Consider the following 18,629-nt stretch of genomic DNA (forward strand, 5'->3'; position numbering starts at 1 on the left):
GACGGCGGCATCCGGGGTGCTGCTGCCCCTCACCAGGGTGCGGATTGGCATTGGGACGGGAAAATTTGTAGCCTAGGGTCACCGGTCCAGCACCTGCACCAAGTGGCCGTTCCGGGGCTATAGCTCAGTTGGTAGAGCGCTTCGTTCGCATCGAAGAGGTCAGGGGTTCGAATCCCCTTAGCTCCACAAATGTGAGGAGTGGGGTCGTCCTTCTGGGATGGTTCTGTCCTCGGTAACACCCCGGTCTTCGGACCGAGGTGTTCTTCTTTGGAATCCCGGATCTGCCAGTCCACCCTGTGCCGCGCCCTTTGATGGCCAGTAATTGCCAGTTCTCTCGGGAGGCGGGATGGCCAGGACCCTACAGCCAGCCCTTCTTTTTGAAGATGCCATACATTCCCACCCCCACCGCCGCCATGAGGCCGATCGCCATCGGGTAGCCAAAGGCCCAGTGCAGCTCGGGCATGTAGTCGAAGTTCATGCCGTAGATCCCGGCCACGAACGAGGGCGCAAACAAGATGGCGGCCCAGGAGGAAATCTTCTTGACCTGCTCGTTCTGCGCGGCGCTGGCCTCATTCTGGCGGTTGGCCGTCAGGGTGCCGTCAAGCGTCAGGGCATTCTGCAGCAGGTCCCGGAACGAGTCTGCCCGGGAGATCACCCGTTCAACGTGGTCCTCCACGTCGCGCAGGCTGTGCTGGAGCTCGCTTTCCACACCGTACTTCGCGAAGCCCCGCTTGAGCTGGTGCATCATGTCCGGCAAGGGATGGATGGCGCGCTGGAACTGGATCACTTCCCGGGCCAGTTCGTAAATCCGGCGGGAGACGGTGGAATCGCCGCTGAAGAGCTGGTCCTCGATCTCGTCGATGTCATTCTCAAGCCCTGCGACTACCGGGGCATAATCGTCAACCACTGCGTCCAGGAGGGCGTACAGCACCGCTTCAGGGCCGTGCCGGAGAAGGTCAGGCCTGCCTTCGAGCCGTTTCCTTACGCGGGCCACACCGGCCGTCTCGGCATGCCGCACGGTGACCACGAAGTTCTTTCCCGTGAAGATGTGGAGTTCCCCGAATTCCACTGTTTCACTGGCGTCCAGGTAGCGTGCCGGCCGGAGGACGGTAAAGAGGTTGTCCCCGTAGCGCTCCAACTTAGGGCGCTGGTGGGCTGAGATGGCATCCTCCACCGCGAGGGCGTGGAGCCCGAACTCCGCGGCCACGGCGGCCATCTCAACCTTGGTGGGACGGTACAGCCCAATCCACGCCATCCCGCCGTGGTGCGCCAGCGTCTCGAATGTCTGCTCCAGGTTTTCCGGCTCGGCATGGCGGACGCCGTCAACGTAGACGGCATTGTCGATGATGGTCATGCGCAGGTGCCTTCGCTGTACGTGCTCACGATGGTCAGGACATCGCTCCGATAATGGCGCCGGACACGGCCATCGCCACCAGGTCATGGCCGGCGTCGATCACTGTCACTGCAGCCGGGCGGCCTGCAAAACCGTTGTGGATCACATGGCCTCCGGCACGGAAGACAAGTCCCAACACCAGCGCGAACCAGGCTCCTGCCAGGGCACTATCCAGCCCCAGCTTGCTGATGAGGACGGCCAGGAGGATGACGGTCAGCGCCGAAGCCAGCATCATGGGGAGCCAGATTCCTGCTCCGCCACCGATGTTCTTCAGATCCTCCTCGGTCTTGCCGATGGCGGCCATCCACCGGTTGCCCAGGACGGCCGGCATGTACCACATGAAGCCAATGGCCATGCTGGCCACGAAAGCCAGCAAGACCGCGAGCCAGTTGATCTGTGAGACGTAAGAGAGCCAATCCATTCAAGAAATCCTAGCCGTCCGGAGCCGGCCGGAAGGGGAGGCAGGTCCCGAGGCGCCGCAGCGGATCCGGTATCAGCCGCCCGTCGACTTGGTGAGGCCGCTAATGAGGGGCTCGGTCCGGTAGGGAATATGGGTGTGCAGCGCCAGCACCGTTTCGGTCCGGATGACGCCCTTGATGCGGAGGACCTGCCGCAGCGATGCCTGCAGGTTGTGGGTGTCCGTGGCCACCACCCGGCACCAAACGTCGCCGCGTCCGGAAATTTCATGGACTTCCAGGACCTGGGGGATCAGCCGCAGCGCGGCGACCACACCATCCAGTTCACGGTGCGAGACCTCAATGGTCACAAAAGCCACCACGTCATAGCCCACGGCCTCAAGATCCACTTCCCGGCCGCCCGGGCGCAGCACACCCGCACGGATCAGCCGGCGGACCCGGGACTGGGCGGTGTTGCGGGCCACGCCCACCAATTCGCTCAAATCGCCGATCTGGATACGGGGGTCCCGGATCAGTGCCAGCAGGATCCTGAGGTCAGTGGGGTCCAGATTGTTCAAATGGTCACTCTCCATCACAGCGGTACAGAACTTTTGATGATCCTGCTCAATCCTGTCACTGATTTCGCACCAATCGAGCAGTAATACCCCAATCTGGAACCATCGCATATCCACTCCGCGCCGGGCTCCCACAAGGGACCACCTGCCGCGGCAGAACCAAAGGCGGCACCATGACGGTCTTCAGCGAACTCCGGATGCGCCCGGCCCCTGCCACATCTGCCGGGTGGGACGCGTCCACCACGGCACGGCTTGTGATGGCAGGCGCCGTCATTTTCGTCCTGCTGGTGGGCGCCAATCTCGCTACGCCGCTGTATCCACTCCTGCAGGCGGAGCTGGGACTCAGCTCGCTGGATGTGTCCGCTGCGTTCGCCAGCTACGTCCTTTCGCTGGTGGCCACCCTGATGCTGGCCGGGCACTGGTCCGACCACATCGGACGCCGCGCTGCGCTGCTGCTTGCCGTGCTGACCGGGTTGGCTGGCGGCTGGGTGTTCGCGGGTGCGGACACGCTCGCCGCCCTCTGCACGGGACGGGCCCTGCAGGGCATTGCCGTGGCACTCGCCACGGGTGCCAGTGCTGCCGCCCTGCGCGAGCTGCTGCCCTCGCGTCCGGAGTGGGCGTCACGTTTCACGCTGCTGGCCTCTGCCGGCGGAGTAGCGGCCGGCCCTGTTCTGGGCGGGCTGCTGTCCCTGCTGCCCGGTGCCACCACCGCCCCCTACACCGTGTACTCGGTGGTCCTCGCGGCGCTCCTGGTGCCGCTCTACCTGATCCGGGCACGGCCGGCCATCATGCTTCCGGCAGTGTCCCGGCCCCTGCAGGCGCTGGCGCCGCGGCCCCTCGCCGTGCCGCGGAACGCCAGGGGCGCTTTCTGGCTTGCATCGGCCGTGGGCTTCCTCAGTTTCGCAGTATTCGGTTTCTGCCTTTCCCTGGCGCCCGGCTACTTCGCCCAGGTGCTGGACACACAATCCCGGCCGTTGATCGGCCTGCTGGCCGCCCTGCCGCTTGGAGCCTCCGCACTAAGCCAGGTGCTGACCCTCCGCGGACGCTACACAATCCCTATAGGGCTGGCAGTCCTCGGCGGATCCGTCTTCCTGCTGGGGGCCGCGGGCGCTTGGCACAGCCCGCTGCTGCTCGTGGTTGCTGCCGTCTTTGCCGGTGCCGGGCAGGGACTGGCCTTCAGGACCACATTCAATGAGGTTGCCGCCATGGTGGAGCCGGCCCGTCACGCCCAAACTGTCAGCACGGTCTACGTCATCACCTACTTAGGCAGCGCCGTCCCGGTCCTTGGCCTTGGCTGGTTGGCCGGACTTGCCGGGCAGGAAGCTGCCGTGGCCGGCTTCGTCCTTGTTTGCGGTACGGCCGCGCTTGCGTTGGCCGTCCTGACGCTGGTCCGGGCGGTTCGGCGGCACGGCCGGTCCGGCTAGGCCGGTAAGCCGCTACTCCGGGAGCGGCCCGTGGTTGCCCTGGATGTGTTCGAACACCAGGGTGGTCTCGGTATGCCCCACCACCGGGTCCGTGGCAAGGTTGTCCAGCACCCAGTCCCGGAGGTCCTCGGTGCTGCCGACGGCGATGTGCAGCAGGTAGTCCACGGAGCCTGAGGTGTGGAACGTGGACAGCACAGCCGGCAGATGCGGAACGCGGGACGTGAAACGGTCGATCTGGTCGCGGTCGTGGGCGCGGAGCCGCACGGCAACAAGTGCCTGGACGGACCGGCCGATGGCAGAGAGGTTGAGCTTCGCCTCGTAGCCCTGCACGATGCCCCGTTCGGACAACGCGCGGGTCCGCATCAGGGCGGTGGAAGGGGCGATCCCCACCAGTTCGGCAAGCTGCTTGTTGGAGATCCTGGCGTCGTTCACCAGGGCTTCGAGCAGCCGCTCGTCAATAGCATCCAGCGGCTCCAGGTGCGCTCCCGGCCTGATGTTCCTGGGATTCGTGGTCACTGCTGTTCCTTCCAACGGTCCTGCATTCATCCTAGACCGCTGTATCTGCGCCAAGACGCCCCTGGCCGCGGGTCCCGCCGAATATCAGCACCGACACTGCCTCCAGCCGGAGCAGTTAATTCGCTGCCCGTAGAGCCGTAGGGGCCCGTCCCAGCCGGTCAGGCGCCTGCACCTTGCGTCCGCGGATGCACGACGGCGACGGCCGCCCCGGTCAGGCAGGCAAGGACCATCACCCCTGCCGCCAGGGCCACCCAGCCGAAGGACTGGAAAACGAGTCCGCCGGCCCACCCGATGATGCTTGACCCCAGGTAGTAGGCGAGGTTGTACAGGGATGCTGCCTGCGCACGGCCCGTGCTGGCGATCGCTCCGGTCCAGCCGGCGCCGATGCTGTGCGCGGCGAAAAAACCGCCCGTGAACACCACCAGGCCCGCCAGGATCAGCGGAAGGTAGGGAACAAGCGTCAGGGCAAGTCCCGCCGTCGAAAGGGCCAGCCCGGCCAGTAGGACGTTCCGCCGCCCAAACCGTGTGGTCAGCCCGGCGGCCCAGCGTGAGGACACGGTTCCGGAGAGGTAGGCCAGGAAGATGAGGCTGATCAGCGTGGCAGGCAGGCTGAAGGGCGCGCCGGACAGCCGGAAGCCCAGGTAGTTGTAGACGGCGACGAAACCGCCCATCATCAGGAACGCCTGGACGTACAGGGCGAGCAGCCGGATGTTGCGCAGGTGCCCGCCGAGGGTCCGGAATGCGCTGCCGAGTCCTGCCCCCGGTGAGGAGACGAAGCCCCGTGCCCCCGGCACCAGGACCAGGAAGGCGACGGCGGCGAGGGTGGCCAGGATGGAAACGGCCAGAGCGGCAGCACGCCAGCCCCACAGCTCACCGGCCGGTCCTGCCACGAGCCGGCCGGCAAGCCCGCCGAGGGTGGTGCCCGCGACGTAGCTGCCTGCCGCCAGCGCCGCGTGCGCTTTGGTCACTTCCTCGTTGAGGTAGGCGATCGCGATGGCGGGGATTCCGCCGAGAGCCATGCCTTCCAGCAGCCGCAAGGCAAGCAGCATCCCGAAGCTCGTGGACAGCGGCACCAGCAGGCCGAGGACAGTGGCGATCGAAATGCCCCAGGTCATGGCCTTGACCCGTCCGATCCGGTCGGCCAGGAAGGACCACGGGATCACCGTGACGGCGAGTCCCACGGTGGCCAGCGAGATGGTAAGCGCAGCCTCGGCCGCGGTGATGTGCAGGTCAGCCGCGAGCAGGGGCAGGACGGCCTGGGTGGAGTAGAGCTGGGCAAAGGTGGCCACCCCGGCGAAGGACAATCCGGCCAGGATCCGGCCGTAGGCCCGGGATCCCTTGGCGTGCCCGTCCCAGCGGGGCGGCGATTGGTTGCCGGTCACCCTTTCTTCACAGGCCATTCCGTTAGCCTAGGCCCGGGCCTATACATGCCTCCAATGCATAATTTGTGAAGAACTGATAGCAGAAGCGGATTGAAGCACGGCACAGCGAGGAGCCAGGACATGCAGACAGACCACAGGCAGCTGGCGCAGCTTCTTCCCCTCCTGCCTGTGCTCGCCGAGCTGGGCAGGACGGAGCACGTCACTGAAACAGCCGAACTTCTCGGAGTGCCCCAGTCCACGGTGAGCAGGGCACTGGCACGGGCCAGCGCCGCCGTCGGCACGGAACTGCTGGTGAGGGACGGCAGGGGAGTCCGGCTCACCCCGGCAGCCCGGACGCTCCTGCCTTACATCGAGCAGGCACTCAGCGAATTCCAGACCGGACTGGACCTGGTACGCGAGGAATCGTCGGTGGTCCGGGGCAGGATCTCCGTGGCGTTCCAGCACACCTTCGGCGAGGCCACCCTGCCGCTGCTGATCAGTGCCTTCCGGAGCCGGCATCCCGGCGCGGTCTTTACCCTGAGCCAGGGTTCGCGGAATTCCTGCCTGGAGGAGCTGGCGGCCGGGGAGGCAGACCTGGCACTCACGGCGCCGGTGGGAGCGGACGGCACGAACCTGCAGTCCGCGCCGCTGTACCGGGAACCGCTGCGCCTGGTGGTGCATCACAGCCATCAGCTCGCCGGCCGGGGGTCGGCGGCGCTGGCTGACATCAGGACGGAACCCTTTGTGGCACTCGAGCCGGGGTACGGCATGCGTTCCCTGACGGATGCACTGTTCCGCGAGGCAGGGTACCGGCCGCGCATAGCCTTTGAAAGCCAGGATTCGCATACCGTCCGGGGGCTGGTGTCCGCTGGGCTGGGCGTGAGCATCCTGCCACCGGGAGGGGATGCGCCCGGCAGGACCGTCAGCCCGGAGACCGGAAACCTTGGCTGGACGGAGGTTCCACTCGACTCACCGCTGGCCTTCAGGGAAGTGGGCCTGAGCTGGCGCCGCAGGAAAGCCGGCGCCGAACCAGTGCCGGTGCGGCTTTTCCGGGACATGGTGGTTGGTGAGGGACCCCACTTGCTGGCAGGACTGGCCAGGCAGCGTATCCGCTGAGCGGGAGGAGGGGACAGACATGACGGAGCCAGGGCCGGTCCCGGCCAGGTTGGCGCCTGTGCCGGCCAGTACCCTAGTGACGTGACCAACACCGAAAACCCCTCCGCACTGCCCACCGACAAGACTGTGGCGTCCGCACCCAGCCCGCTCGCCGGCGTCGTGATTGGCCTTGATATCGGAGGCACCAAGACCCACGGCATCCGCTTCGAGGGCGGCGTGCCGGTTGCAGACGAGTCCGCGGGCAGCTCAAATGTGCAGAATGTCAGCCGGGAGGAGGCGGCCCGCAATATCGCGGACCTCTTCGGCCGGATCGGCGGCGGTGCAGTCTCCCGGGTTTACGCGGGATCGGGCGGGATCGACACCGATGAGGACGCGGCCGCCCTGGCATCGCTGATCCAGCCGCACGTTCCCGATGCCCTGGTCACCGTGGTGCACGACTCGCGCCTCCTGCTCGCGGCCGGCCACGCCAGCACCGGGGTGGCAGTGATCGCCGGGACCGGTTCGGCCGCCTGGGGCAGGAACGCCGACGGCGGTGAGGCCCGCGCAGGCGGCTGGGGCTACCTGCTGGGCGATGAAGGCAGCGGGTACTGGCTGGGCCGCGAAGCCGTGAGGCACAGCCTCCGGCGGATGAACCAGGGACTGCCCGTAGACGAACTCACCACCGCGCTGCTGCAATCCTGCGGGGTGGACCACCCCAACCGGCTCATCGCGCTGTTCCACTCCACGGACACCGGACGCCGTTTCTGGGCCCAGCAGGCGCGCCACGTAGTGGCGGCTTCAGCCGCAGGGCACGCCGGCAGCCAGGCCATGCTGGACCAGGCCGGCCGCGATCTTGCAGACCTGGCGCTGCAGGTGCTCCGCCAGCTCGGGCTCGATGGCCCTGTCATCCTGGGCGGCGGGTTGGGCATGAACGTGGAACCACTGCAGGATTCCTTCCGCCACCATCTTTCCAGTGCCGGCGCCGCCGATGTCCGGGTCCTGGACCAGGAGCCCGTGTTCGGGGTGCTGCAGCTGCTGGCGGAGCCGGCCTGACGCCGGTTCCGGCGAATCAGACGGCCCGCTTCCGTGGCGTTAGCCGCACCGCCGGCAGCGGGGGAGCGGGGATGCGCCCGGCTTCGGCGCCCGCATCGGGGCCGTGGCCGGGCACCAGGCCGTACCTGGCGGAATACGCATCGGTTCCGGACAATGCGGCCTGCGCTTCCCAGTCCTCCCGGGCCTGCTCCACCTCCTCGTGGGTCCGCCCCACGAAGTTCCACCACATCAGCAGTTCCTCCTGGAACGGCTCGCCGCCGATCAGCAGGAAGCGCGTGCCCGGAAGTGCCTGCAGCCGCAGTTCCTGCCGGCCCGTGCCAAGGTAGCCCAGCGGTCCGGGACGAAGTTCCTGCCCGTCCAGCGACAGCCCGCCGTCGAGCACCAGGATGCCGTGCTCAAAGTCCCCATTCAGCGGGAGCACCGCGGTGCCTTCACAGGACACGTCGGCTCCCACGATGGGCGAGTACATGGTGGCGGGGGAGGCCACGCCGGCCAGCTCGCCCACCATCACGGTTGCGGTGAAGCCGTCCCCGGTTACCCGGGGCAAGTCGCGGTGCTGCTCGAACGCCGGCCCGCGGTGCCGCTCGCCGTTGGGCAGCGCCACCCACAGCTGGAGGCCGCGCTGCAGCGGCAATTCCCCGCCGGCAGGAGGGAGCACAGCAAACTCGGAGTGGGAGACGCCGTGCCCTGCGGTCATGATGTTCAGCTCGCCCGGGCGGACCACAACATCGCTGCCCACGCTGTCCCGGTGGCGGACGTGGCCGGCAAGCGGCCACGTGACCGTTTGCAGCCCGATGTGCGGGTGCGGCAGGACGGACATTGCCGTCCGGTCCGGGCCGAAACTGTCCAGGAAGCACCACGCCCCGATGGTGGGAAGGCCGCGCTGGGGAAGGGTCCGTTGGACGTTCATGGCTCGCACCCCGCCCAGCGGGACCTCACGCTCCGGCCACAGCTGCAGGCATGGTCCCGAACTCCCCTCGGCGCTCGCCGGCGGACAGACTTCCTGCTGGGGTGAGATCTCCAAGTTGGTCACCCTCCAACTGTAGGCCGGTGCGGCCGGGGCGGTCAGTGCTTAACTTCGCGGCCCGTGATCCGGTCCTGCGCCCGTCCGGATCGCGTGCGGCTCCGAATGGTCACAGTAGGAAATCCTTTGCGCGGATTAGGTGCCGCTACCGGTGATGCCGGCCCCGGATTGGGTTACCGTAACTATCAGCGTGCTGATGACAATGTCGCGTGCAATCAGATGCCGTCCAACAGAACAGGTAAGTCCGCACCATGGACCAGGCGATGATCGAGTTCCAGAGCGTTACCAAGCAGTACCAGGGCGGGCAGCCGGCCGTGGACAACCTCTCGCTGTCCATCGCGAAAGGCGCCATCACGGTTTTCGTTGGACCATCGGGCTGCGGCAAGACCACCTCGCTGCGGATGATCAACCGGATGGTGGAACCCACCAGCGGCACCATCGCCGTTGGGGGCAAGGATGTCACCTCGGTGCCGGCCGCGGAGCTGCGGCGGTCCATGGGATACGTGATGCAGTCCGCCGGTTTGCTGCCGCACCGCTCGGTGCTGGACAACATCGCCACAGTGCCCCGGCTGAACGGGGTGTCCAAGGCCGACGCCCGCAGGCGCGCCGAGGAACTGCTGGACGTGGTGGGCCTGGCCCGACCCCTTGCCAAGCGGTACCCCTCCCAGCTTTCCGGCGGCCAGCAGCAGCGCGTCGGCGTGGCCCGCGCCCTCGCCGCGGATCCGCCGGTCCTGCTCATGGATGAACCCTTCAGCGCTGTGGACCCCGTGGTCCGCGACGAACTGCAGCAGGAACTGCTGCGGCTGCAGAAGGACCTGGCCAAAACCATCGTCTTCGTCACCCACGATATTGACGAGGCCACCACGCTGGGGGACAGGGTGGCGGTCTTCGCCGTGGGCGGCAGGCTGGCCCAGTACGCCACGCCGGAGGAGATCCTCCGGGCGCCGGCCAACGATTTCGTGGCCTCCTTCGTGGGGCGGGACCGGGGCTTCCGGCACCTGGGCTTCACCCCGTCCGACGGCGTCACACTCCACCCGGTGCCGACCATCGTCCGCGGCCCGTCCGGCCCTGTCTCCGATCCGGCAACCGCCGGCGGGTGGCAGCTGGTGGTGGACCAGGACATGCGCCCGCTCGGCTGGTCGACCCCCGGCACCGACACCGGGCTGATACCCGGCGGTTCCCTGTTCCGGCCCGGCGAAAGCCTGCGGAAAGCGCTCGACGCGGCCCTGTCGTCGCCGTCGGGCCTGGGCGTGGCGGTGGATTCCGAAGGCAGGGTGCTGGGCGCCGTCCGGGGCGGGGAGGTCCTGGCGCTGATCGAGGAAGCACGCCAGTTGCGGCAGGCCGCGCTCTGATGGAGTGGTTCCTCGCCAACAGCGGCATGGTCTTCGAACGCGCAGGCCAGCATATGGTGCTGGCCATTGTGCCCATGGTCCTGGGCCTGATGATTTCCATCCCCTTGGCCCAGCTCGCCCGGCAGCACCGCGCACTCCGCTCCGTGGTGCTGACTGCATCCTCGCTGCTGTACACCATTCCGTCGCTGGCCCTCTTCATCATCCTGCCTACCATCCTGGGCACCCGGATCCTGGATCCGCTCAACGTGGTGGTGGCCTTGACCATCTACGCCGTCGCGCTGCTGGTCCGCGCAGCTTTGGACGCCTTCGATTCCGTGGATGCTGAGATCAGCCAGACCGCCGTTGCCATGGGGTACAAACCGCTGGCACGGTTCCTGCAGGTTGACCTGCCACTGTCCCTTCCGGTCCTGTTTGCCGGCCTGCGGGTGGTCTCCGTCAGCAACATCTCCCTGGTCAGCGTCGCCGCCCTGCTGGGCATCGGAAACCTCGGCATGCTGTTCACCTCAGGCCTGCAGCGGGACTTCGTGACCGAAGTGGTGGTGGGCATCATTGCCATCCTCTTCCTGGCGCTGGTGATGGACGCGCTGCTGGTCCTGCTGGAGCGCATCCTCACGCCGTGGGAGCGGACCGGCAAGGGACGCGGCCCGCAACCCCTGGCCGCCGGCACGCTTGAGCCTGCAGCCGCGGCCGGGAGGCCCGCTGCTCCGAAGACCGGGGGTGGGAACGCGTGAGCGTCTTCAGCAATACCTTTGCCTGGCTGGCCGACCCGGAACACTGGACCGGGTCCGCCGGTATCCCGGCACGGCTGGGTGAGCACCTCCAGTACACCGGCCTGGTGATGCTGATCGCCGCGGCCATCGCGGTCCCGGTGGGCCTCTACGTCGGACACACCGGCAGGGGCCGGGTGGCGATCGTGGCGCTGGCCGGGGCTTTGCGGGCACTGCCCACACTCGGCCTGTTGACACTCTTCGTCCTGCTCGCAGGAATCGGACTCATGCCCCCGGTGTGGGCGCTGGTGATCCTGACCGTGCCGCCGCTCCTGGCCGGGACCTACGCCGGGATTTCCAGCGTGGACCGGAACGTGGTGGACGCTGCCCGCGCCATGGGGATGACAGAGCTCCAGGTCCTGTTCCGCGCTGAGCTGCCCAACGCCCTGACGGTGATGTTTGGCGGTTTCCGGACCGGCGTGCTGCAGGTGATTGCCACCGTCTCGGTGGTTGCCTACATCAACCTGGGCGGCCTGGGCCGGTACCTCTTCGACGGGCTGGTCCTGAGCGACTTCCCGCAAATGCTGGGCGGATCACTGCTCATCGCAGCGCTGGCCATCGCCGTCGACCTTGTTTTGTCCCTGTTCCAGCGGCTGTTCCTGACACCAGGGGCAGCAGGGCAGTCCCGCCGCAGCCAGCAGGCTGCGGCCGATCTCACAGACCCCGTGCTTACGGAGACTGTTGTCCAAGGAGGTAAACCATGAAACTAAGCCATCACCCGCGCCTGGGAAGGCGGGCATTTGGCGGGCTGGCCGCAGGACTCGGCCTGGCAATGGCGCTGTCCGCGTGCGGCGGTTCGTCAGATCCCCTGAGCGAGGCTCCGGAAACCACCGGCGGTTCCACGGGCGGGACCACCTCCCTGGTGGTCGGCTCGGCCGACTTCCCGGAAAGCCAGATCATCGCCGAACTGTACGCGGGGGCACTGAACGCCGCCGGCGTCACCGCCACCACCAAGCCGAACATCGGCTCCCGCGAGGTCTACTTCAAGGCCGTCCAGGACGGTTCCGTTGACGTTGTCCCGGACTACACGGGCAACCTGCTGCTGCACGTCGACAAGGAAGCCACGGAGGAGTCGGCCGAGGACATCGCCAAGGCCCTTCCGGACAAGCTGCCGGACGGCCTGGCCGTGCTGGACGCGTCCAAGGCGGAAAACAAGGACGCCATGGTGGTCACCAAGGCAACGGCTGAGAAGTACCAGCTGAAGTCCATCGAGGACCTCGCCAAGGTCTGCAGCGAGATTACTGTCGGGGCACCTGCCACTTTCGCCGAACGTGCCTACGGGCTGCCCGGCCTGAAGGAGAACTACAACTGCGAGCCCAAGAAGCTGGAGCCCTTCAGCGACGGCGGCGGCCCGCTGACCCTGAAGGCGCTGCTCGAGGACCAGGTCCAGGTGGCCGACATCTACACCACCACCCCGTCCATCGCGGACAACGACCTGGTGGTCCTCGAGGACCCGAAGAACAACTTCATCGCCCAGCAGGTCATCCCCCTGTACAACGAGGCCACGATGACAGACAAGGCCAAGGAGGCGCTGAACAACGTGTCCAGCCAGCTGACCACCGAGGACCTGATCAACCTCAACCGTGCCGTCAGCGGCAGCCAGAAGCAGGGTGCCAAGGAAGCAGCCGAAGCCTGGCTGAAGGACAAGGGCATCCTCAAGTAGGAGCCTGCAGCTTGCCCGCCGGGCCATCCGCACGGTGGTCACGACGGCGGCTGCCGGACTTTCCGAAGTCCGGCAGCCGCCGTCGTTCGTGTGGGCGAGGTCTCAGCGGCCGTGCATCCTTCCTGTGGCATATTTGAGGAATGGCAGAATTCAGGCAGTCCACGAAGCTCAACAACGTCCTTTATGACATCCGTGGACCGATCCTGCAGGCCGCCCAGCAGATGGAAGCGGAGGGCCACCGGATCCTCAAGCTGAATATCGGCAATCCCGCGCCGTTCGGCTTCGAAGCCCCCGATGCCATATTGGTGGACATGATCCGGCATCTGCCCCATGCGCAGGGCTACAGCGATTCCCGCGGCATCTTCTCGGCGCGGACGGCCGTATCGCAGTACTACCAGACCCGCGGGATCCAGAACATCCACGTGGACGACATCTACCTCGGCAACGGCGTCAGCGAACTCATCACCATGTCCCTGATGGCGCTGCTGGACGACGGGGACGAAGTCCTCATCCCCACCCCGGACTATCCGCTCTGGACCGCGTCCGTGGCGCTGGCCGGCGGAAAACCCGTGCACTACCTCTGCGACGAGGAATCCGCCTGGCAGCCCGACCTGGAGGATCTCGAATCCAAGATCACGCCCCGGACCAAGGGCATCGTGGTGATCAACCCGAACAACCCCACCGGTGCCGTGTACCCGGAGGAGACGCTCAAGCGCATCGTTGCCCTGGCCGAGAAGCACGGGCTGGTGATCTTCGCCGACGAGATCTACGAAAAAATCCTGTACGAGGACGCCGTCCACATCAACCTCGCCGCGCTCACCGGCGACCACGTCCTCTGCCTGACCTTCAGCGGGCTGTCCAAGGCCTACCGGGTGTGCGGCTACCGCGCCGGCTGGATGGCCATTTCGGGACCCAAGAAGGACGCCGCCGACTATCTTGAGGGCATCAGCCTGCTGGCCAACATGCGCCTGTGCGCTAACGTCCCGGCGCAGCACGCCATCCAGACCGCCCTTGGCGGATACCAGAGCATCAACGACCTGATCCTGCCCGGCGGCCGCCTGCTGGAGCAGCGCAACAAGGCCTACGACATGCTGAATGACATCCCCGGCGTGCGCACCCAGCAGGCCCGGGGCGCCCTGTATCTCTTCCCGAAGCTTGACCCAGAGGTCTTCCACATCCGGGACGACGAGAAGTTCGTCCTGGACCTCCTCAGGGAGCAGAAGATCCTGGTGTCCCACGGCCGTGCCTTCAACTGGGTGCGCCCGGACCACTTCCGCATGGTTACGCTGCCCAACGTCAAGGACATCGAGGAAGCTGTTGGCCGGATGGGGGACTTCCTGAGCAGGTACCAGGGGAACTAGCCTGTGCACACGGGCTATGAGGCCCGTGGCACTTCGCGGAAAGGATTCCCCATGGCCGGCGTCACTCGGTTCGAGCAGCTTCCTTCTGAAACTTTGCGTGTAGGCGACGGATTTGCCCTGTCCGACGTCGACCCGGATGCCACCCCGGGCTACAACGGCACGAAGGAGGACGGCAAGGCACTGCTGGCGGACATGGACGACGAATTGGCCGACCTGCAGGAAAAACTGTTCGCCGAATCCCGTTTCGGCGGCCGCAAGAGGATCCTGCTCATCCTGCAGGCCATGGACACGGCCGGCAAGGGCGGCATCGTCAAGCACGTCATGGGGGCGATGGATCCGCAGGGTGTCCAGTTCAAGGCTTTCAAGGCTCCCACCACCGAGGAGAAGTCCTACGACTTCCTCTGGCGGATCGAGAAGGAAGTGCCTGCCGTCGGCATGGTGGGGGTCTTCGACCGGTCCCACTATGAGGACGTCCTGATCCACCGCGTCCACCGCTGGGCAAGTCCCGAGGAGATCAAAAGGCGCTACGTCGCCATTAACGAGTTCGAGGGGCGGCTCATCGAATCGGGAACCAAGGTGGTGAAGGTGATGCTCCACATCAGCGGCGGGGAACAAAAAGAGCGGCTGCTGGCCCGCCTGGACAACCCGGCGAAGCACTGGAAATACAACCGTGGCGACCTCGATGAGCGGGCGTTCTGGGAAGACTATATGAATGCATACCAGGCGGCCTTCGACGAAACCAGTACCAGGGAAGCCCCCTGGCACGTAGTCCCGGCCAACAAGAAGTGGTATGCCCGCATCGCCGTGCAGCAGCTGCTCATTGGTGCGTTGGCCGAACTAAACCTTCAATGGCCGAAAGCGGACTTTGACGTTCCCACCGAACGGGAGCTGATCCTGCGCTCCTGAGCCTGCCTGTTACAGCGGCTGGTCGCGGGCAGCGGCCAGCCGTTTCCTTGCCCCTTCCAGCCATTCCTCGCAGCGGGCGGCGAGGGCTTCGCCCCGCTCCCACAGCGCCAGTGACTCTTCCAGGCTGGCGCCTCCCGCCTCGAGCCGGCCCACGACGGCGATGAGCTGCTCGCGTGCCTCCTCGTAGCTCAGCCCCGCGATGGCGGCATCTGTTGTCTGCTCACTCATGAGCGTTTCCTTCCTGCATTACGTCCGTTTGCGTCTTGGGGTTGCGCGTCCCGGTGGAGGTGGCGCCGAAACGCCCCTCCGCCACGCGGATGGAAAGCGCAGAGCCTGCCGGGGCGTCCACCGCGCGGCGGACCACAGCGTGGCCGGCGACCGCGGTGGGTGCGGCCTGCCAGCCAGCGAGCTCGACGACGGCGTACCCGCGGTCGAGCGTCTTCTGCGGCGACAGCGCCCGCACCTGCGCCTTGAGATGCTCCAACTGGTCCGCGGCCCGGACAACCGTGGAGTTCACGGCAGCCGACGACCGCCGCAGCAGCCGTTCGATCTCCTCGGCCCGGACGGTGACCAGTCCTTCCGGAGACGCCAGGACGGGGCGGGAGCGCAACGAGGTCAGCCTGTCCGATTCCCGGTCCACCAGGCGTTCCATGCAGCGGCGCAGCTGTTCCCGTGCCTGCCGGACGCCTGCCAGTTCCTCGGAGACCTCGGGAACAATCCGCTTGGCTGCATCCGTGGGCGTGGAGGCACGCAGATCGGCGACGTCATCCAGCAGCGGCCGGTCCGCCTCATGCCCGATGGCACTCACCACAGGGGTGGCCGCCGCCGCCACGGCGCGGATGAGTTCCTCGCTGTTGAACGGAAGCAGGTCCTCGAGCGCGCCACCGCCGCGTGCGATCACAATGACATCCACCACGGGGTGGGCATCGAGCTCGCGGAGGGCACGGACCACCTGAGAGACAGCGGTGTTGCCCTGGACGGCCACTTCCCTGATTTCAAACTCCACCGCAGGCCAACGCAGCGCAGCGTTCCGCAGGACGTCCTTCTTGGCGTCCGAGTCTCGGCCTGTGATCAGGCCGATCCGGTGCGGCAGCAGGGGGAGGGGTTTCTTCCGGGAATCGGCGAAGAGCCCCTCGGCGGAGAGGGCCTGCCGGAGCCGTTCAATCCGGGCCAGCAAGTCACCGAGGCCCACCGGCCGGATATCGCGGACCAGCATGTTGAGCCGGCCGGTCTTCATCCAGAATTCGGGTTTCAGCAGGGCTACCACCCGGGATCCGCGTTCAAGGGGCAGGTTCTGGCGTTCCAGTACTTTGGTCCAGACCGAGGCGGGCAGGGAAACTTCCGCATCAACATCCCGCAGCGTCAGGTAGGCGTTGCTTCCCCGCCGGTTCAGCTCGATGACCTGGCCTTCCACCCACGCGGACGGGGTCCTGTCGATGTGGGCCTTGAGCTTCTGCGAGAGCAACTGCAGCGGCCAGGGGTTGTCCGGGGTGGTTTCAGCAGCCGTCGCGGGCAGCGTGGAGGGTGCGGTGCCGGGAAGGGAAGCCTGGTCAGACATGCAAACGCCCTTGCGGGGCTGGAGCTGCGGGCATGGGGTCCTTCGTCTGTTGTACGGCGGTCATTCAACCTTATCCATAAGCTGTAGCATGCGGGACCGACAGAATCCCGCCAGGATCCTTGCCTAGGATGGGTCTACCGCCAACAACGACGAAGGACCTGCTGTGCGCACTTTTGTTTCCGCCGTGGCCACCGTGCTGGGTGTCCTGCTGGCAGCCGTGGCCGTCCCGGCCATCTGGCTTGACCGCAACCTCGTCCAGGAGGACGGTTTCGTGGAACTGGCGGCCCCGCTGGGAAAGAACTCGGAGTTCCAGCAGCAGCTGGCCACGGCGGCTGTAGGAACCATTGACACCAGCGCAGTCCCCGGGTTCCTCGCTGACCTTGTCCAGCCGGTGCTGGAGGATGCCGCCACGTCACTGGCCGGCCTGCCGGGGTATCCGGCGGCCTGGGAAGAGACCCTTCGCAAGAGCCACCGGCTGAGTTTCCCGCAGGCTCCTGCGGACCCCGGCGCTACCGGATCCGTGTCCTCCCTGACCCTGGACGTAGGACCGCTGGTGGCACTGGGGGTTGAGGAGATCTCGCGTGCCACCAGGCTGCCGCTGGATCCGCCGGGGGAGACGCTGATCAACGTTGGCCAGCCCGAACAGCGGGAATGGACGGAGCGGCTGGCTACGTACGCCCCCATGGGCTACGTGCTTGCAGCAGGCTCGGGCATCGCCTTCCTCCTTGCCCTTGTCGCGGCCCGCCGGCGCTGGACGGTACTGGTGGGCGCCGGGCTCGGCGGGTTGGTGCTCGCGGGGCTGTGGGCCCTCGGTGCGGAGATAGGTTCGGCGCGGGCACTGGCCACGGACACCGGCAACGAGGTGGCCAACATGTTCCGGAACGAATTCGTGGCCGCGGCCACCGCAGACTTCACAGGCTGGACCGTTGCTGCAGCCCACGCCGGCGGCGTGCTGGTGCTGCTGGGCGCTGTGGCCGGGATCGCATCGCGGAGGCGCCCGGGGACAACCCGGTAGCATGGAGAAATGACCTCCTCAGCTGTTTCCCTTTCGATGCCCACCATCCCGCGTCGGCGCCGCTCTCCGGAGGAAGTAGCAGCTGCAGCCCCTGTCCTGGGAACCAAGAAAGTGTTGCTGGCCGCGCCCCGCGGTTACTGCGCGGGCGTGGACCGCGCTGTCATCGCCGTCGAAAAGGCCCTCGAACACTACGGCCCGCCGGTGTATGTGCGGAAGCAGATTGTGCACAACGTCCACGTTGTCAGCTCCCTGGAGGAAAAGGGCGCCATCTTCGTGGATGAAACCGATGAGGTGCCTGAGGGCGCCCTGGTCATCTTCTCGGCGCACGGCGTTTCTCCCGCGGTGGTCGAGTCAGCCGAGGAGCGCGGGCTGCGCACCATCGATGCCACCTGCCCACTGGTGACCAAGGTCCACAAGGAAGCCGTCCGGTTTGCCAAGGATGACTTCGACATCCTCCTGATTGGCCACGACGGGCATGAGGAAGTGGAAGGCACGGCAGGCGAAGCGCCGGAGCACATCCAGATCATCAACGGCCCGCACGAGGTGGACAAGGTCACCGTGCGGGATCCGGAAAAAGTCATCTGGCTCTCGCAGACCACCCTCAGCGTTGACGAGACCATGGAGACGGTCCGGCTGCTGAAGGAACGCTTCCCCACGCTCCAGGATCCGCCCAGCGACGACATCTGCTACGCCACCACCAACCGGCAGGTGGCCATCAAGAAAATCTCGCCGCAGGCGGATCTGGTGATCGTCGTCGGCTCCGCCAATTCCTCCAACTCCGTCCGGCTCGTAGAGGTGGCCCTCGAATACGGTGCCAAGGCTTCCTACCGGGTGGATTTCGCCAACGAGGTTGACGAGGCCTGGTTCGAGGGCGTGGCTACCGTGGGCGTAACCTCCGGGGCATCCGTTCCCGAAGTCCTGGTGCAGGACGTGCTGCGGCTGCTGGCCGAGTACGGCTACGGCACAGTGGAGGAAGTAGTCACCGCTGAAGAGGACCTCCTGTTCTCGCTGCCCAAGGAACTCCGCGCAACACTCAAGCAGGCCGGGGATGTCAGCCGTGCGCTGGGCGGGCGCAGGCCGCGCAGCTGAAACAACGGCGCTTCAGAGAATAGAGCGGGCTCCGCAGCTTACAGCTGCGGGGCCCGCTCCGGTTCTTTTTGCCGTTCCCAGG

Annotated in this window: 19 protein-coding genes and 1 tRNA gene; 12 read left to right on the forward strand and 8 right to left on the reverse strand. The window is 66.5% G+C overall.

The features are described from left to right. Positions 1–113 precede the first annotated feature (113 nt). Positions 114–186: transfer RNA gene (locus AC5RT3_RS01840), tRNA-Ala, on the forward strand. A gap of 172 nt (positions 187–358) precedes the next feature. On the opposite strand, the gene corA is transcribed toward AC5RT3_RS01840, so the two are convergent. From corA to AC5RT3_RS01855, 3 genes are all read right to left on the reverse strand, one after another. Continuing rightward, the gene (gene corA / locus AC5RT3_RS01845; RefSeq protein ID WP_494008850.1) at positions 359–1,354 is read right to left on the reverse strand and encodes a magnesium/cobalt transporter CorA; all 996 of its coding nucleotides are present in this window, start codon (positions 1,352–1,354) and stop codon (positions 359–361) included. Positions 1,355–1,388: 34 nt separating this feature from the next. Continuing rightward, on the reverse strand, positions 1,389–1,814 hold the full coding sequence (locus AC5RT3_RS01850; RefSeq protein WP_494050918.1) for a DUF1761 domain-containing protein: 426 nt from the start codon (positions 1,812–1,814) through the stop codon (positions 1,389–1,391). A gap of 72 nt (positions 1,815–1,886) precedes the next feature. Continuing rightward, a complete protein-coding gene (locus tag AC5RT3_RS01855) occupies positions 1,887–2,366 on the reverse strand; it encodes an Lrp/AsnC family transcriptional regulator (protein WP_494050917.1) in 480 nt (159 codons plus the stop codon). Positions 2,367–2,536: 170 nt separating this feature from the next. On the opposite strand from AC5RT3_RS01855, the gene AC5RT3_RS01860 reads away from it, so the two are divergent. Then, positions 2,537–3,787 carry an MFS transporter gene (locus AC5RT3_RS01860; RefSeq protein WP_494050916.1) on the forward strand — a complete coding sequence of 417 codons (1,251 nt, stop codon included), beginning with the start codon at positions 2,537–2,539 and terminating at the stop codon, positions 3,785–3,787. A gap of 12 nt (positions 3,788–3,799) precedes the next feature. On the opposite strand, the gene AC5RT3_RS01865 is transcribed toward AC5RT3_RS01860, so the two are convergent. Next, positions 3,800–4,303, reverse strand: coding sequence for an Lrp/AsnC family transcriptional regulator (locus tag AC5RT3_RS01865; protein ID WP_009356995.1), 504 nt, complete (start codon positions 4,301–4,303; stop codon positions 3,800–3,802). A gap of 158 nt (positions 4,304–4,461) precedes the next feature. Beyond that, a complete protein-coding gene (locus AC5RT3_RS01870; RefSeq protein ID WP_494050915.1) occupies positions 4,462–5,703 on the reverse strand; it encodes an MFS transporter in 1,242 nt (413 codons plus the stop codon). Positions 5,704–5,805: 102 nt separating this feature from the next. Between AC5RT3_RS01870 and AC5RT3_RS01875 the strand changes: the two genes are divergently transcribed. Together AC5RT3_RS01875 and AC5RT3_RS01880 are read left to right on the forward strand one after the other, a co-directional pair. Then, positions 5,806–6,780 carry a LysR family transcriptional regulator gene (locus tag AC5RT3_RS01875; protein WP_494050914.1) on the forward strand — a complete coding sequence of 325 codons (975 nt, stop codon included), beginning with the start codon at positions 5,806–5,808 and terminating at the stop codon, positions 6,778–6,780. A gap of 81 nt (positions 6,781–6,861) precedes the next feature. Next, entirely contained in the window at positions 6,862–7,812 is a 951-nt protein-coding gene (locus AC5RT3_RS01880) for an N-acetylglucosamine kinase (RefSeq protein ID WP_494123354.1), read from the forward strand. 16 nt (positions 7,813–7,828) lie between these two features. On the opposite strand, the gene AC5RT3_RS01885 is transcribed toward AC5RT3_RS01880, so the two are convergent. Beyond that, positions 7,829–8,845 carry a pirin family protein gene (locus AC5RT3_RS01885; protein WP_494123355.1) on the reverse strand — a complete coding sequence of 339 codons (1,017 nt, stop codon included), beginning with the start codon at positions 8,843–8,845 and terminating at the stop codon, positions 7,829–7,831. A gap of 242 nt (positions 8,846–9,087) precedes the next feature. On the opposite strand from AC5RT3_RS01885, the gene AC5RT3_RS01890 reads away from it, so the two are divergent. The 6 genes from AC5RT3_RS01890 (at position 9,088) to AC5RT3_RS01915 (ending at position 14,885) form a co-directional block, all read left to right on the forward strand. Then, positions 9,088–10,188 carry an ABC transporter ATP-binding protein gene (locus tag AC5RT3_RS01890; protein ID WP_494050911.1) on the forward strand — a complete coding sequence of 367 codons (1,101 nt, stop codon included), beginning with the start codon at positions 9,088–9,090 and terminating at the stop codon, positions 10,186–10,188. Then, on the forward strand, positions 10,188–10,919 hold the full coding sequence (locus AC5RT3_RS01895; protein WP_494050910.1) for an ABC transporter permease: 732 nt from the start codon (positions 10,188–10,190) through the stop codon (positions 10,917–10,919). The genes AC5RT3_RS01890 and AC5RT3_RS01895 overlap by 1 nt, the downstream gene beginning before the upstream one ends. Then, positions 10,916–11,659 (forward strand): ABC transporter permease, encoded by a 744-nt coding sequence (locus AC5RT3_RS01900; protein WP_494050909.1) that lies wholly within the window; start codon positions 10,916–10,918, stop codon positions 11,657–11,659. Before AC5RT3_RS01895 ends, AC5RT3_RS01900 begins: the two co-directional genes overlap by 4 nt. Beyond that, entirely contained in the window at positions 11,656–12,618 is a 963-nt protein-coding gene (locus AC5RT3_RS01905) for an ABC transporter substrate-binding protein (protein WP_494050908.1), read from the forward strand. The genes AC5RT3_RS01900 and AC5RT3_RS01905 overlap by 4 nt, the downstream gene beginning before the upstream one ends. Positions 12,619–12,758: 140 nt before the next feature. Further along, positions 12,759–13,979, forward strand: coding sequence for a pyridoxal phosphate-dependent aminotransferase (locus tag AC5RT3_RS01910; protein ID WP_494123356.1), 1,221 nt, complete (start codon positions 12,759–12,761; stop codon positions 13,977–13,979). Between the two features lie 51 nt (positions 13,980–14,030). After that, entirely contained in the window at positions 14,031–14,885 is an 855-nt protein-coding gene (locus AC5RT3_RS01915; RefSeq protein ID WP_494050906.1) for a polyphosphate kinase 2 family protein, read from the forward strand. A 9-nt stretch (positions 14,886–14,894) separates the two neighbouring features. On the opposite strand, the gene AC5RT3_RS01920 is transcribed toward AC5RT3_RS01915, so the two are convergent. Together AC5RT3_RS01920 and xseA are read right to left on the reverse strand one after the other, a co-directional pair. Continuing rightward, on the reverse strand, positions 14,895–15,113 hold the full coding sequence (locus AC5RT3_RS01920; RefSeq protein ID WP_494008836.1) for an exodeoxyribonuclease VII small subunit: 219 nt from the start codon (positions 15,111–15,113) through the stop codon (positions 14,895–14,897). After that, complete coding sequence (gene xseA, locus AC5RT3_RS01925) at positions 15,106–16,443, reverse strand: exodeoxyribonuclease VII large subunit (RefSeq protein WP_494050905.1); 1,338 nt, start codon at positions 16,441–16,443, stop codon at positions 15,106–15,108. Before xseA ends, AC5RT3_RS01920 begins: the two co-directional genes overlap by 8 nt. 163 nt (positions 16,444–16,606) lie before the next feature. On the opposite strand from xseA, the gene AC5RT3_RS01930 reads away from it, so the two are divergent. Continuing rightward, entirely contained in the window at positions 16,607–17,458 is an 852-nt protein-coding gene (locus AC5RT3_RS01930) for a hypothetical protein (protein WP_494123357.1), read from the forward strand. 9 nt (positions 17,459–17,467) lie between these two features. Next, on the forward strand, positions 17,468–18,547 hold the full coding sequence (locus tag AC5RT3_RS01935; RefSeq protein ID WP_494008833.1) for a 4-hydroxy-3-methylbut-2-enyl diphosphate reductase: 1,080 nt from the start codon (positions 17,468–17,470) through the stop codon (positions 18,545–18,547). Positions 18,548–18,629: the final 82 nt, after the last annotated feature.

This window comes from Arthrobacter sp. Y3221159, from assembly GCF_059089885.1.